General features: G+C 63.0%; 13 protein-coding genes and 1 riboswitch. Of the genes, 6 read left to right on the forward strand and 7 right to left on the reverse strand.

Annotation, left to right across the window (positions count from 1 at the left end):
• Positions 1-892: 892 nt before the first annotated feature.
• From H613_RS30415 to H613_RS31160, 6 genes are all read left to right on the forward strand, one after another.
• Entirely contained in the window at positions 893-1159 is a 267-nt protein-coding gene (locus H613_RS30415; protein WP_084546830.1) for a helix-turn-helix domain-containing protein, read from the forward strand.
• A gap of 187 nt (positions 1160-1346) precedes the next feature.
• The gene (locus H613_RS0121245) at positions 1347-2150 is read left to right on the forward strand and encodes a hypothetical protein (protein WP_026925360.1); all 804 of its coding nucleotides are present in this window, start codon (positions 1347-1349) and stop codon (positions 2148-2150) included.
• The gene (locus H613_RS0121250) at positions 2150-2401 is read left to right on the forward strand and encodes a hypothetical protein (protein ID WP_026925361.1); all 252 of its coding nucleotides are present in this window, start codon (positions 2150-2152) and stop codon (positions 2399-2401) included. Before H613_RS0121245 ends, H613_RS0121250 begins: the two co-directional genes overlap by 1 nt.
• Positions 2402-2733: 332 nt before the next feature.
• Positions 2734-3168, forward strand: coding sequence for a hypothetical protein (locus H613_RS31150; protein ID WP_156926179.1), 435 nt, complete (start codon positions 2734-2736; stop codon positions 3166-3168).
• Positions 3169-3445: 277 nt separating this feature from the next.
• Entirely contained in the window at positions 3446-3832 is a 387-nt protein-coding gene (locus H613_RS31155) for a phage terminase small subunit (protein ID WP_156926180.1), read from the forward strand.
• A gap of 206 nt (positions 3833-4038) precedes the next feature.
• The gene (locus H613_RS31160) at positions 4039-4860 is read left to right on the forward strand and encodes a hypothetical protein (protein WP_156926181.1); all 822 of its coding nucleotides are present in this window, start codon (positions 4039-4041) and stop codon (positions 4858-4860) included.
• 509 nt (positions 4861-5369) lie between these two features.
• On the opposite strand, the gene H613_RS30420 is transcribed toward H613_RS31160, so the two are convergent.
• The 7 genes from H613_RS30420 to H613_RS28190 form a co-directional block, all read right to left on the reverse strand.
• Positions 5370-6950: a recombinase family protein gene (locus H613_RS30420; RefSeq protein ID WP_084546831.1), complete on the reverse strand. Its 1581-nt coding sequence runs from the start codon at positions 6948-6950 to the stop codon at positions 5370-5372.
• Between the two features lie 21 nt (positions 6951-6971).
• The gene (locus H613_RS0121260) at positions 6972-7688 is read right to left on the reverse strand and encodes a GNAT family N-acetyltransferase (RefSeq protein WP_026925363.1); all 717 of its coding nucleotides are present in this window, start codon (positions 7686-7688) and stop codon (positions 6972-6974) included.
• Positions 7689-7734: 46 nt separating this feature from the next.
• A complete protein-coding gene (locus H613_RS0121265; RefSeq protein WP_026925364.1) occupies positions 7735-8760 on the reverse strand; it encodes a GNAT family N-acetyltransferase in 1026 nt (341 codons plus the stop codon).
• A 761-nt stretch (positions 8761-9521) separates the two neighbouring features.
• A complete protein-coding gene (gene thrC / locus H613_RS0121270; protein WP_026925365.1) occupies positions 9522-10799 on the reverse strand; it encodes a threonine synthase in 1278 nt (425 codons plus the stop codon).
• Positions 10800-10813: 14 nt separating this feature from the next.
• Positions 10814-10920, reverse strand: a riboswitch (SAM riboswitch).
• Between the two features lie 443 nt (positions 10921-11363).
• A complete protein-coding gene (gene folP / locus H613_RS0121275; RefSeq protein WP_051393654.1) occupies positions 11364-12161 on the reverse strand; it encodes a dihydropteroate synthase in 798 nt (265 codons plus the stop codon).
• A gap of 83 nt (positions 12162-12244) precedes the next feature.
• On the reverse strand, positions 12245-13327 hold the full coding sequence (locus tag H613_RS0121280) for a hypothetical protein (protein WP_026925367.1): 1083 nt from the start codon (positions 13325-13327) through the stop codon (positions 12245-12247).
• Complete coding sequence (locus H613_RS28190) at positions 13327-14049, reverse strand: HAD family hydrolase (protein ID WP_051393688.1); 723 nt, start codon at positions 14047-14049, stop codon at positions 13327-13329. Before H613_RS28190 ends, H613_RS0121280 begins: the two co-directional genes overlap by 1 nt.
• Positions 14050-14200: the final 151 nt, after the last annotated feature.

The raw sequence follows: 14200 nt of genomic DNA on the forward strand, positions 1-14200 counted from the left end.
CCGTACGTCGGCTGAGGATGCGCTCAGGGCGCTAGAGGTGCACACCAAGGACAAGGACGGGTACTGCCGCTGTTGTCGCCGCGGAGGTGTGCTCGCCAGCTTCACGACGTGCGAGCCGTACCGCTGGGCTCTCCGTGTTCTGAGGAATGAATTAGCCTCAGAAGCGCCTGAGCGCTTCTAGTCTGCCAAGCCCTTGTCTGGATGCCTTCAAGGGCTTTTCGTGTCTCTACGGCCCGTACAGCGGGCCGGATGATGTTCTCTGTGTTCATCGTTCGGCCGTCTGCCGTCTGCTTGGGAGCACTTCGAGGTTCCCTCGAAGTGCCTACGTCCTGACGAAGTGGCTTAGGTACACCTTACTTACCGCACTCTCCAGAATGGAAGAGAGCGGTTACCAGTCTGGAATAGACAGTGCTTCAAAAGCCTCAAATACCCTAGTTTTATAACGCTCAGACACTCAATATGATAACAGCATGGTAACAATACCCACTGTTTCATGATTTTAGTGACGCACGCCACTCTCTATTCCACTACAGACATTCGTGGTCTGAGCTGGACTAGCTCATTTTGAACGTTCAATTTACAACTTTGCCGTGTCTAGATTTACTGGTCACGGCTATTGCTGTCTGTCCACAAGTTTTTATCCCGAACTAACTAATGAAGGGGTATTTAACCGGGAGAACTTCTCGGGAACTTCTTTCGTCGGTGGAGTCTGGCTTCATCCGACGCGCTTTGGGCGGCGGTCCGAGGCAAGTTGTATTACAAGATAACAGCGCCTTCACGGCGCAACATACAGATACACAAATTCCCGCAGCGTAGCCGCTGCGGTAGGCGCGTATGCGCTTTTTATTTACCCGGCTAGAAAGTGCTATTACCCAGATATGGAGGTTTAACAATGGTCACTCTGTCAATCCCGGATGTCTCCGACGACATCGAAAACACTCAGAAGTCAATCAAGTTTTACCGTGAGAGGCGCGGGTGGTCCCGCGCTGAGCTTGGGAGCCGTGTAGGCGTTACTGCTGTCATGATTTCGAAACTTGAAACCGGCGGCTCCCACGGTTCCGTTGCGCTGCTGTATCGCATATCTAAAGTTCTTGGCATGGGTGTTGACGCGCTTATGCGCGGCATCCCCGAAGAGGACACCCCTTGGGTTTTGATGTGACAGCCACGCTCAATCTCAACGCTTACGGTGCTAGCGAGCTGCTAGCCGAATTGCAGGCTCACCGAGACCACCTACACGAGGCCGCGCAAGTCGTCACGACTGATTCAGCTAAAGAACTGGAGAGCCGACAGGCTTTCTTGGAAAAGATAATCGCCGAGATCACTCGGCAGACAAGGAAATAAAACACATGGTTATGACTGCGCATTTCAACGTCCCCGAAGCTGTTCGGCTCGGAGCCAAGCTCCCTAAGGCTGTACTGGAAGCTTACGAGGCGTTTACTGAGGCTCAGGCGTACACGACTGAGCCCGACCTACCTGCGATTAGTCTCGACAGCTCGGACGCTGAGATCCTGGCTTATATCGCCGCCGACAAGCGGCTAGCCATGTGGGAACGCGTCGGCCAAAAGAAGGACAAGGCGGTCAAGGCCAAGGCCGGCGCGGCTCTCACCAAGGCCATTAACGATCACTACCAAGACTGTATCGACGCGCTGTGCGGCGCGGCAAACAAGATGATTAAGGCCAAAAATTTCGATCCATCGGCTATCGCAGACTTCGATCAGGTCTGCGCGATGCTCGACAGTATGGTTAGCAACATCGTGATGGAACTCAAAATCCCGCTTACGAGGATGCCCGTCATTACGTATGACCCGTATAAGGATGTTGCCCGCGTTGTTGACGGCGGACTGCGGCAGCTGTTCCCGATTGACATCCTCCGTGAGCCGTCGTTCTGGTTTGTAGGTGACAGCCCTTCTGAGAAGCTTCTCAAAGGCAATCGACCCGACTACATCCACTGCGTGGCTATGAAAGCTGAAATCCAGCTCCCCAACGTCGCTGAGCATGTCAAGGAATTCGCCTTTAATACGGTCAAGGCGGCTCACGCCGAGATTGACCGGTTCTCCGATATCTCAGACGGAGGAAAAGGCATCCTCGACGCTATCGATTGGCAGATGGAAAGGGGATACGCCTCTTGGGCAGACGGGCGAATCGTGTAATGGACGACGATTTTTACGACGTACAGCAGACCAGCCGACCGATTAATTACATGGAGAAGGTAGAAGGTGTTCGAGTGAGTGGACCGAATAATATCGAGCTCGACGACGACGGCGACGAGCTCGTGAAGCGTTGGAACGCGCAGGCGGCGGAGATCAGAGCCGAGCGGGAGGAACACGAGCGCCAGCGTCGAGCGAAGCTCGACGCGATGGACCCCGCCGAACTCGCCGATAAGCTGAGGCGAGGCTTTTAACCGGTATGGCACTCAGATATGACAAGCCTGGGATGGTTGTCTACCTTCGAAGCGAGCTCGGCGTGATCGAAACCGCGATCATAGAGAAGGTGAAGCTCCCCGCCCGGTCGGGCGGAACCGCTTATGTTCGCCTGCTCGGCGTTGACGGACTACACGATAAGCAGGATGTCCACCCGACTTGGCACGCCGCGAACAACGCAACCCCTGAGTCCAGATTCAACCACCACCCGGTTATCCGACGCTGCGATGCTCGGTTTGTCGGTGATTGGAACCGTTAAACGACTTGTAGGCAGGGGCGTCACTCGCCCCTGCCGTTTGTAGGAGAACCAAGTATGACTGTAGATTCCGACCCATATTACAAGGTGGAACACACTATTTACTGCAAGACGCCTAACGGCGTCGCCGAATTGACACGGCCTATCCAATATTGGCACTTCAAAGCTACAGGCGTCGACCTGGTGATGAAGACCCGTGGCTACCATGCGTTCGTGAGGCGTGCGACTTCCGCGCACGCCACTATCGAGGACAGGGCCACCCTGATCAAGCTTAGGACGGCTATCAAGCATCCCCACTATGAAACCGCCGAATATCCGGGTGTGCTGATACCGGCCGGGTGCCTAGGTAGCACGTGGGACTGTGCGATGTATGACCGGCGTGTATTCAATGGTGGGGAAGACTGGGAAACCATCGAGCGCGCAGACGCGCTCCATACGGACGACATTGCATTCCACGCTCATAACCCGCAAGGGATTGCGAACGAATTATGAGCAAAAGAAAGACTTTTATCGTAAGTTCAATTCGTCTCAGAACAAACTCAAGAATGATCTTATAGTCCTTCGTGATTCTGTCGAGAAAAAGAATAAGAAATAGTAGTTCGCGAGCGAGGTTGACTTGCTCGCGTTCTCTTATGTCTGTTTTGGGTAGGGGAGGGACCCCCCAGGGGGTATCCAGGAGACGCGCCGGGCGCATTGCAGCTGCCAGCGGATGAGTTTGAACCAGGGAAAAAAATTAGTTAAAAGTTAGGACTAGACCATGATTATGCCTATGAAGTCCCAGCGTAGACAGGCATACCGCCCGCCGAAGGCGGCGGAAGTAGAGATTACGCCTACCGGCGCCAAGCCACCCGATCCCGATCCGGAGTGGCGCCAAGAGGTGTTGGACTATTGGAACGCTTATACGCGGTCCGCTGCCGCGCCTGCGTTCACTGACGCCGAATGGGCGGAAGTGTTCATGAGGTTTATCGGCCTGGACAAGATTCTCAAGGCTTCGAAGTTCTCCGCTAATGGTTGGCGGGAAACACTCGACGGTATCGCGGGAGTCGAAAAAGCCGTGATCGCCCGGCATAAAGCCGGTTACACGGGCAAGGTGAACGAGCATGCCGAGCCGGAACGGCTCTCTATGGACGAATGGCGGGCATATCTTGAGGGATAAAATCGGCAATCCAATTCCGAAGGAAACAGCTAAATTCCTGCTGGATTGCAATGTCAACCCATCGGATGTTGAAGACATTGAACAGCTCGACGCTACGATCGTTATCTGTCAGTGGGCCGCGGACGATGACCCGCGTTGGACACTACAAGAATTGGTCTACGCCGAAGTTTACGGCGATTCTACATTTCAGAATAAGGAATAATTAAATGCCTAGAAATTCAGTTATGCACCGCGGTGATCTCGTCTATCGTATCGAGCAGCTGGAAAGACTGCTTATCGACCGCACTAGCGGTCGAAGCCTTGAGAACTCGTCTATTGGTGCGGGTGGTCTCGATATTCTCGATGAAGGCAACATTAACATCGAGGGTGGAGACCTTAATCTTAATAAGGGTGGCTCACTCACCATTAACGGCGGCGAACTGCGATCGGTATCGCCGAATGGCGAAACCATCTTCTACACTGGCCCGCGTGATATCGGTGATGATTCGTATCGAATCTGGGAGCTCGGATATGATAACGGCGTCCGTGCTGTTTCCACGGCGGGGACATTCGGCAGCGAGACAATTCGAATCCAGGATTATAACGGGAATGTCGTGTTCTCGACTGCCAGCGCGGCAGGCGGGATTGAGAACGTCGGCTTGGCAAAGCCACATATCCCTCTAGTTTTCTACCCTACTTTCGAAGCCGAGAACGGCGGCTCTGGGCCTGGTTCGTGCTTCCCCACGACAACTAATTCAGCGTTCACGCCTTTGCTTACTTGTACGGCGACTATCTGGGCCGGTCGTATCAGGATTAGCGTGCATACCGGCACGGCGGGTGGCGGGAATTGTGAGTGGCGCCTGCTCGTCGACGGCTCGCCTGCGACCGACACGATCAGCGGCACGGGCACGGAGTTCCTCGACGTACCCGGTTGGGGCAATGACATCCGGCCGGGTTTCTCGGTTGACCTTGTCGTCGAAGCTCGTTGCGCCGATGGCGCCGAGCGGGCGTATTGCAACATCGATCACGCATGGGCCTTCTCTGGGTAAGGGTCTGGCCCTGCGAGGCCGTTAGAGGCCAAATCAAAGGGTTTTAGCTGGTCAGAGACAAGGAAGAACCCCCGTGGCAGCGACCACGGGGGTTCGGGTATCATTCCGAATGCTACGACAGAATGATAGGTGCCAGACTACCACCAAACGTCTGGAGAACCGCCGGAGCCCTAGGCGGGATAGAAGTAGGGGACCGGGTTAACGGCCCGTGTATCGCCCGTCAAAGGGGCTTCTCTCGTAATGGACGCATGAGGTCATGTCACGTGTTCCGCACGCCGTGAGGCTTGCGGGTCCAAGGAAGGCCCAACGTGATACGCGCGCAGAGCGCTAGCGACCGGACAGCGCCCTACACAGCTTCACCCGCTACGGGTGACCGTAGGTGCCGGAGCCTAGAACCTCATGCACACAGCCGCCCTTGCAGCGCCTTAACCAGTCTGCCTAGTGTGTGCGACCAACCGACCGACGCGACAGCGACGGATAGTCACACCGCCTAGCCCTGAACCACCAGGCTAGGCGGCTCCCTGCCCTCCCTCGGCTCCGCTCTGGATAGCCGCCCACTGCTCATCGGCGGTCATGCCCTGCCCATCGTCGTCGGGCTGGAACAGGTGCGCCGTGTACATGTTGGTTCTCGGTGTCCGCTTGATATACATCACGATACCCGCCTTGACCAGCATCTCTCGGCGTCCTTCCGGCCCCGACGAACGCCATCGCTCCCCGAAGGTCACCCCTAGCTGAGTCTCAACCCAACCGCCCGGTTCTGTCGGCTCAGATTCCAGAGACGCGATGCGGGCCGCCAACTGGTCCAACCGTGCGGTCTGGCGCTGAATCAACATGTCAGACGTGGCAGACTCCAGAGACTTTGACACGGCATCGAAAGCTGTACGCAGCTCGTCAAGCTCGCGCGAATGGTCCGATCGCTGTACATAGGTTCGCTCAATCACGGGGTCATCCTCATACTGGCCCAAGAACAACGACTCCAAGTAATCCCATGCGACATCCACAGCGATCATGCCTTTATTCGGGCACTCGCCACGGTGCCCTTTCTTGCATAGCACGTACTGATAGATTCGGCCGTTTACCTTCCTGGTTGAGCCGTTCAGGTTCCGCCCGCAGTCGTAGCACTTTACGACCTCATGAAGTGGGTTAGCTGTCGCTTCACTGCTCGGCATACGCCGATACGGTGCGTCTAGCAAGCGTTGCACCTCTCGGAGCGTCGCTACATCCGGCGAGCCGTCCGCAGTCGCCAAGACAGGATCGCAGAGCTTTATCGGCTCGCCCGTGACGGTATCCCGCGCCGTCCGCATCTTCCCGTCAACATCACGCAACACCTGATACCCGAGCAGCGAATCAGTTGCGAACATAGCGGATATCGTCGTGTCATTCCAGCGGGTGCCCTTCGGTGCCTTCCCGTAGAATTTCCGAGTCCAATCCTTCGGCGACAACACGCCACGCTCGTTCAAGTCCTGAGCGATCGGGAGACGCTTCTCTCCCGAACGCAACCGAGTAACAATCTCGTAGACGATAGGCGTTGTCTCTTCTGACTTTACCCATGTTCGATTGCCATTGGCGTCAACACCTGGTTTTGTGCCGAACGGCATCGAGCCGTTCAATGGTCGTTTCGATTCCCTCAAATAGTCCATCGTGTCGTTGACTCGAATAGCGAGGTTGGTTGACTCGATCTCGGCGAAGGCGACAACCACAGTCATAAGAAGCTCGGAAATAATCTTGTCGATCCCGTCCGCGTCGGGGTCGTATTGGATTGCTTCTGTAGCGGAAAAGACCTTTTTCTTATGCTTCTGTGCCCATGTGAGTACGTCTCGGAAGTCTTGCCCGTTCCGTACAAATCTGTCGACGCGCCAGAACACCAAGGCGTCGTACTGCGCGAGCTTGTCTGGTTCGGTCATCCAGGGTCCGAGCTTGGGGCGTTCGAAGGGGGAGTACTTCGACGCCGAGATGTCGAGGTCTTCCGGGTAGGCGATGATGTCGATTCGCTCGGCGTCTGCCTTGGTGTCGATGTGCCGCCGCTGGCGTGGGGGAGATGTCGTGTCGTCGTCAAGACGGCTAATCCGTATCGGTCCGATGCCTCGCACTTGCGTCTCCTCTCGGGTGTGCTACGCTTCAGCTAGAGATTGTACCTTCTCGAATACGCCCAGCGGCATGTCGGTGTACATGCGGGCGTGCATGTACGCCATGCCGTCGAGCAGCTCGGCGGGCGGCTCGCCCTCGAACACGACGGTCTCGAAGCCGTCGGCCCGCTGCCACGCCTCGTTCCACAGCCGCTCGATCGCGGCGTCGTCGACCTTGTCGAGGTCGCAGATCCGGACCACGTTGTCGAGCGTGTTCTTGTACCCGGTGGCCTCGGCGAAGCCGACCGCGCTGTCCCCGACGGCCGTGCTGCCGGGGATCGGGACGGGCGCCCACGTCGAGACGGTGGTGCGGCCGAGCTCGGCCGCGCGCCGCTCCAGGTGCGCCAGCAGCGCCGAGCCGATGCCCTGGCGGCGGTGGTCGGGGTGCACCTCGAGCTCGATCTCGGCCAGGTGCGTGTTGTCGCGCACCGGCAGCTCGATGGAGTACCAGCCGAGGGCCCGGCCGTCCCGGACGGCCGCCCAGCGCTCGGTGTCCGTGTCGGACCGGTGCTGGACGAGGCCCATCATGCGGTGGGTGGGCTGCCAGCCCATGCTGTCGCGCCAGTCGTGCCGCTCGACGGCCTCGCCGATGGCGAGCCAGGACTGCACCAGTTCGTGGTCGGCGGGGTCGATCGGGACGATGTCGAAAGTGGCGCTGTCGAATGCGGCGCTGTTGGATGAAGCGCTGTCGAAATCCTTCATGCGGGGAGTCTCCCGTGCGTCGGTGCAGCGGGCAAGCGGATTTGCCTCAAGCCAGGGCCTTCTGGAACAGCGTGCCGAAGGCGCCCCGGCGGTAGCCGAGCGATTCGTTGATGGCGATCATGTGGCGGTTGTCCTCGGCGTTGCCGGTCCAGATGCGGCGCATCTTGGGGCGCCAGTCGCGGACGCGGCGCTGGTTGGCGATCTTGAGGAGGGTGCCGAGCCGGTGGCCGCGGAAGCGCGGGTCGACGATCGTGTCGCCCTGGTTCGCCTCGTGCTCGCGGCCCGCGTCGATGTGGATCTCGGTGTAGCCGGCGACCGTGCCCGACTCGGTGTGGACCGCCGCGGCATGAAGGTGCAGGACGCCCTGTTCGCGGCGGAGGCGCTCCTCGTCGCGGACGCGGGCGGTGTCGAAGACGATCTTGCGGACGTCCCAGTCGCCGGTGGGGGAGTCGGTGAGGATGCGGCTGTGGAGGTAGCCGATGCCGTCGACGAGCGCCTCGTCGATCGCGCCTTCGAAGAGGACGATCTCGAAGCCCTCGGCGTGCTCCAGCGATTCGGTCCACAGCCGGTCGAGTTCGGCGTCGTCGACGTCGTCGAGGTCCACGAAGCGCAGGCCCATGGTCATGGCCTTCGCGTAGCCGTGCCGTTCGAGGAAGGCGGAGCCGAAGTCGAGGAACTCCGGCCCTTCGGGGACGGGGCTGCGGACGGAGACGGTGAGGTTGGTGCGGCCGAGCTCGGCGGCGCGGGACTCGACGTGGCCGAGCAGGGCCGAGCCGACGCCCCGGCGGCGGAAGTCGGGGTGGACGCGGACGTCGAACTGGAGGTTGTGCGTGTTGTCCAGCACCGGCAGATGCACGGGGGAGAAACCGATCACGCGGCCGTCCTCGACGGCGGCCCATTCCTCGCGGGTCTTGTTGCGGTGGTGCTGGATGAAGTTGAGCATGAGCGAGGTCGGGGTGGGCGGCGGCAGGGGAATGCGGTCGTGCGCGAACACGGAGAGGGCGGTGTCGATCTTGGACTGGATCAGATCGTGGTCGGTGTGGCCGAGCCGGACGATCGCGAAGTCACTCATCCGCCGAGTGTGGCCGACCCCACCGACAAGTTCAAGAGGATTACTCCCGCAACCGTTGCCGCGGAACCGTTCGGCGCCCAGGAACGCCCGAAGGCCCCGCCCGCCCCCGTACGCCTTCGCGCGGAACCGCTCGGCGCAGAGGAAGGAGCTTGAGGACGGAGGCCGAATGCGCTCGCCGCGCTGCGGTGGCACCGCATCCGCTTTCGAGAGGGTCGGGCGGCATCGTTCCACCGAATGTGCCTGTCGGCGCCGAAGAACGATCGTGAGGGCCGAGCACCCGTTGCGGCCGAAGACCCCTGACCGCGAAGCTGGGTCCGCACGCGGCGTTCGGCCCTGAGCGTCGCGGCGGACCGCCGCACCGATGTGGGGGCCATGCCGCCGGGGTGGTCATCGACCGCGCTGCGATGTCGGCGGTACCGTCGGAAGATCCGATTTCGCTGCGAAGCCGCTGCCGTCGGAGGACACTGGGGTGAAGAGCACCGGGTCCTGAAGATCCCAGAGGAAGAGATTGGTCGGGAGACCGCAGACCCTGACACCGGCTGGCGCTGCTCGACACGTTCTAGCCCCAGGACTCGCAGTCAACCGGGTGAGTGGCGACAGGACGGCTGCGGCCTCCCGCAAGAAGAATTCTTACTCATTCAGTGAATACGGTCAAGACCCGATCTTCGCTTCTTTTTGTCGGGTACCCGACAGTTGCCTTCACATCGGTCACAGAGAGTGATAATTTTGGCGGTTCGGCAAGCGTTTTACATAACCCCTGGTCACGCTTGCAGCAGCCCCGCCTCACGAGCCGATTTCAGCGACGGCTTCACCGTGTGTGTCGGCCCCACCAGCGACGATACGGCGTCCAAAGTCTTCAGCCCATCGCCGGTGTTGTAGATGACCGTCTCCGCCTCGGGGTCCAGGCGACCGGACTCCAGAAGCTTACGGAGCGTAGCGACGACCACGCCGCCGGCCGTTTCAGCGAATACGCCGGTGGTCGACGCGAGCAACCTGATGCCGTCCCGGATCTCGTCGTCGTCGACCTTCGCCATGCCGCCGCCGGTCGACCGGCACGCCTCGATCGCGTACGGACCGGCCGCCGGGTCGCCGATGTTCAGGCTCTTGGCGATCCCGGTGGGCTTGACCGGCGTGATGACGTCGGTGCCCGCGCTGAAGGCGTCGGCGATCGGGCTGCACCCGGCCGACTGGGCGCCGAAGACGCGGACCTTGCCGGAGTCGGTCAGGCCGATCTCGGCCGACTCCTCGAACGCCTTGTGGATCTTGGTGAGCAGCTCGCCCGATGCCATCGGGACGACGACCTGCTCGGGCAGCCGCCAGCCGAGCTGCTCGGCGACCTCGTAGCCGAGCGTCTTGGAGCCCTCGGCGTAGTAGGGGCGGAGGTTGACGTTCACGAACGCGGTGGACTCGAACTCGTCGGTCTCGGTCAGCTCCGAGCACAGGCGGTTCACGTCGTCGTAGGAGCCCTCGACGGCCACGAGCTGGTTGCCGTAGACGGCGGTCATGACGATCTTGCCGGGTTCGAGGTCGTGGGGGACGAACACGGTGGAGGGGATGCCGGCGCGGGCGGCGTGGGCGGCGACGGAGTTGGCGAGGTTGCCCGTCGAGGCGCACGCGAAGCGGTCGAAGCCGAGCTTGACGGCCGCGGAGACGGCGGTGGAGACCACGCGGTCCTTGAAGGAGTGGGTGGGGTTGGCGCTGTCGTCCTTGACCCAGAGCTTGCGCATCCCGAGGGCCTCCGCGAGGTGCTTCGCGTCGATGAGGGGGGTGAGACCGGGGTCGAGGCTGACGCGGTCGGCCGGGTCGACGCCGACGGGGAGGAGCGGGGCGTAGCGCCAGATGCTCTGGGGTCCGGCCTCGATCTGCTCGCGGGTGACCTTGGCGAGCGCGTCCTGGTCGTAGTCGACCTCGAGCGGGCCGAAGCACTGCCAACAGGCGTGCTGCGCGATCAGGTCATAGGTGGTGCCGCAGTTGCGACAGATGAGTCCTTTGGCCGGGCTGTCGGCGAACAGGCTGGACTGCGCATTGGCTGAAGACATACGAGAAGGCTCCTCCCTCATCTTTCCCGCTGAGCGGGCCGGAATTGGCACCTGCCGGCGTTGCCGCCGGTGGTTGCCGCAGCGTCATCGGGCCGGACCCCTCAGCTGCTCTGGATGAAGTACGAGCCGAATGCTACGGCCGCCCGCAGCGGAGCGGCAACCGCAGTTCCACGAAGTGGAACCAACGGCACGGTCACGAAGTGGAATCAACGGCACGGTCACGAAGTGGAACTAGAGGCACGGTCACGAAGTGGAACCAAAGACACGGTCACGAAGTGGAATCAACGGCATGGTCACGAGAGGTGGAACCAAGCGGTACGGCCACGCAGTACCGATCGAGTCATGGTCGCGGCCCTACCGGCCAACTCGCTTCCCGGCCCGCCTGACTGCGCGCGTGAGAATCGCCGACCGCCTCTGGGTGCCTGACCGCAACCCGCCGCTGTGTGCAACACGACGGTTGTTCGCGACCAGCATTGAGCGGAGTTATAGGTTATAGAAACCTCATGGGCATGTTATAAGATATATCCTATAATTTATAACGATAATATAGGCTATAACCTTCGTTCAGGCGGCCTGCTTCGTCGCCAGCCACACGGCCCTCGCGTCGGCCGTTCCCGCCACGTCGTGGACGCGCACGCCCCACGCTCCCGCCTCGAACGCCAGCATCGAGGTCGCCAGCGTCGCCGCCTCCCGCTGGCCCACCGGGCGCGGCTTGCCGCCCTCGTCGGCCAGCAGCTTCCCCAGATACGACTTCCGCGACGACGCGAACAGCACGGGGTAGCCCAGCGCCACGAACTCGCCCAGGTGCGCCGACAGCCGCCAGTTGTGCTCGGCGGTCTTGGCGAAGCCCAGCCCCGGGTCCAGAATCAGCCTGCTCGCGTCCACACCCGACTCCAAGGCCGCCTCGACGCGGTCCTCCAGCTCGGCCTTCACGTCCGCCACGATGTTGTCGTAATGCGCCAGCCGCTGCATGTCCGCCGAGTGCCCGCGCCAGTGCATGAGCACCCACCGCACCCCCGAGTCGGCCACCACGCGGGCCATGTCCGGGTCGGCCAGGCCCCCGGAGACGTCGTTGACCACGCTCGCCCCCGCCTCGATCGCGGCGGCGGCCACCGCCGCCCGCGTCGTGTCGATCGACACCGCCAATCCCCGCTCGGCGAGCGCCGCCACCACGTCCACCACCCTGGCGATCTCGGTCGCCGCGTCCACGCGCTCGGCGCCCGGTCGGGTCGACTCGCCGCCGACGTCGATCAGGTCGGCCCCCTCGGCGGCCATCTGCTCGCCGTGGCCCACCGCGTCCTCGAAGTCGAGGTAGCGCCCGCCGTCGGAGAAGGAATCCGGCGTGACGTTGAGGACCCCCATGATCCGCGGCCGGGCCGCGTGCGTGTCGTGTGGTGTGGTCACGATCTTGACGGTACCCGCGCTTCCCGCGCCGCCGAATGGGATTAAGCGAGGTCCGTGAGGTCCAGCACGTGCCACGCCCGCACCTCGCCCGACCCGGTCGACCACCACAGGCGCCGTGCGTCCGCGCCGGTCTCGCCCGCGGCCGAGGCCACCAGGTACGTCTCGGACTCGGCCAGGTCGAACAGCGTCACCCGTTGGGCATCGCCGACCTCGCCGGTCGACTCCTCAAGCGGCTCAAAGCGGTCGAGGAGCCCGACATCGGCCGCCACCGCCGAGGTGAAGCCCTCGGCGACGGTCACTCGGTCGGTCCCGTCTGGACGGACGAGGTCGACGCGGGAGCCGTCGGCGCCGGTCACGACGAGGCGGCACCACGTCGCCGAGCACAGCGCCAGCTCGTCGGAACCGGCCTCCACGAGCACCTCCGAGCCGTCCTCGGCGCTCACCAGCCGCGCCCCGCCGAGCGAGTCCGAACCCGCGCTGACCAGCCACGGCCACGCGGCGGCCTGCCAGGCGCCGGGGTGGTCCACGACCTCCACCTCGCCGCCGTCGACGCCCACGGAGCGGTGCTCGGTGGTGCGCTCGGCCGTGCGGGCCGTTGCGAGCCAGTGGAGTTCACCCGAGGCGAACTGGAGGTCGTAGGCGCTCCCGGCGAGCACGACGTCCCCGGTGTCGCCGGTGAGCGGCCGCGTCTCCTCAGGCGAGCCATCGGCGCCGCGGTCGGCGATCCACAGCTCGGAGACGACTCTGCCCACATCGTCCGGTGTGGACTCAATCCAGGCGAGGTGCTCCTCGCTCGCCGCGGCGGCGACCACGCCCGGGACGTCGCCGGGGTCGGCCAGCACCCTCATGGACGGATCGTCCCCGCCCTCGACGTACAGCAGCCGCCCGGCCTCGTCAGTGCCCAGGGCCGTCGTGTCGTCCAGGAAGGACATCGGCTGCCACGCCCGCCCGTCGACCGTGCCCGGCCAGTCGACCGGCTCGGCGTCCCACGCCTCCCACACGGTCGGCGCGGCGTCGGCGGCCGGAGCGGTGACGGAGTCGCCGCGCTCGGGGGCGGGCCAGATCAACCAGGCGGCGGCGAGCGCGATCGCGCCGGCCAGCGTCCATCGCTGGGAGGCGGGCATTATTCGCGGTCGCGTCCCCGCAGCAGATAGAACAGCCCGGCGGCGACGCCCGCGGCGGCGGCCGAGGGCAGCGCCAGCTTCGCGGCGCGCCTGCCGCGCCGGTAGTCCAGCACCGGCCAGCCGTGGTGGCGGGCCTGCCGGGCCAATCGCGCGTCGGGGTTGACCGCGATGGCCTTGCCGACCTTGCGCAGCATCGGCAGGTCGTTGGCCGAGTCGGAGTAGGCGGTGCACTGGTCCAGGTCGAGCCCGCGCTCGGCGGCGAGTGCGGCAATCCCCTCGGCCTTGGCCGGGCCGTGCATGAGGTCGCCGACGAGGCGGCCGGTGTAGCAGCCGTCGGCCACCTCGGCGATGGTGGCGAGCGCGCCGGTGAGCCCGAGCCGCGTGGCGATCACCCCGGCCAGCTCGATGGGGCTGGCGGTCACCAGCCACACCTCCTGGTCGGCCTCGAGGTGCCGTTCGGCCAGGCGCTGGACGGGCGCGAGAATCCGCGGGGAGATGTCGCGGTCGACGACCTCCTCGCACAGCTGCCGCATCTCGGCCACGGGATAGCCCGCGACCAGTTCGAGCGCCGAGGCCCTGACCGACTGGATGTGGCCGTGGTGCTCGGTGCCGCGCAGCTTGAACCGGGCCTGCTTCCAGGCGAAACCGGCGATGTCGCGTCCGGAGAGGACGCCGTGGCGGGCCAGGCCGCGCGCCAGCCAGTAGATGGAGGCGCCGTGCATGAGGGTGTTGTCGACGTCGAAGAACGCCGCCGTCGGCAGGCGGGCATGCTCGTCCTCGCCCGGGGCGCCGGACTGGACGACGACAGAGTGGTGTCGCGGTTGCTCGTCGCCTCCGGCCCTCACGGCCGCAGGTCGGGGCACGCTGGAGGCG

It is taken from the genome of Glycomyces arizonensis DSM 44726, assembly GCF_000482705.1.
GTDB lineage: Bacteria > Actinomycetota > Actinomycetes > Mycobacteriales > Micromonosporaceae > Glycomyces > Glycomyces arizonensis.

Excerpts from the sequence above, each read along its gene's own strand:
- H613_RS30415 (WP_084546830.1), top strand. The coding sequence starts at position 893 with ATGGTCACTCTGTCAATCCCGGATGTCTCCGACGACATCGAAAACACT.
- H613_RS0121245 (WP_026925360.1), top strand. The coding sequence starts at position 1,347 with ATGGTTATGACTGCGCATTTCAACGTCCCCGAAGCTGTTCGGCTCGGA.
- H613_RS0121250 (WP_026925361.1), top strand. The coding sequence starts at position 2,150 with ATGGACGACGATTTTTACGACGTACAGCAGACCAGCCGACCGATTAAT.
- H613_RS31150 (WP_156926179.1), top strand. The coding sequence starts at position 2,734 with ATGACTGTAGATTCCGACCCATATTACAAGGTGGAACACACTATTTAC.
- H613_RS31155 (WP_156926180.1), top strand. The coding sequence starts at position 3,446 with ATGAAGTCCCAGCGTAGACAGGCATACCGCCCGCCGAAGGCGGCGGAA.
- H613_RS31160 (WP_156926181.1), top strand. The coding sequence starts at position 4,039 with ATGCCTAGAAATTCAGTTATGCACCGCGGTGATCTCGTCTATCGTATC.
- H613_RS0121260 (WP_026925363.1), bottom strand. The coding sequence starts at position 7,688 with ATGAAGGATTTCGACAGCGCTTCATCCAACAGCGCCGCATTCGACAGC.
- H613_RS0121265 (WP_026925364.1), bottom strand. The coding sequence starts at position 8,760 with ATGAGTGACTTCGCGATCGTCCGGCTCGGCCACACCGACCACGATCTG.
- thrC (WP_026925365.1), bottom strand. The coding sequence starts at position 10,799 with ATGTCTTCAGCCAATGCGCAGTCCAGCCTGTTCGCCGACAGCCCGGCC.
- folP (WP_051393654.1), bottom strand. The coding sequence starts at position 12,161 with ATGGGGGTCCTCAACGTCACGCCGGATTCCTTCTCCGACGGCGGGCGC.
- H613_RS0121280 (WP_026925367.1), bottom strand. The coding sequence starts at position 13,327 with ATGCCCGCCTCCCAGCGATGGACGCTGGCCGGCGCGATCGCGCTCGCC.
- H613_RS28190 (WP_051393688.1), bottom strand. The coding sequence starts at position 14,049 with ATGCACGGCGCCTCCATCTACTGGCTGGCGCGCGGCCTGGCCCGCCAC.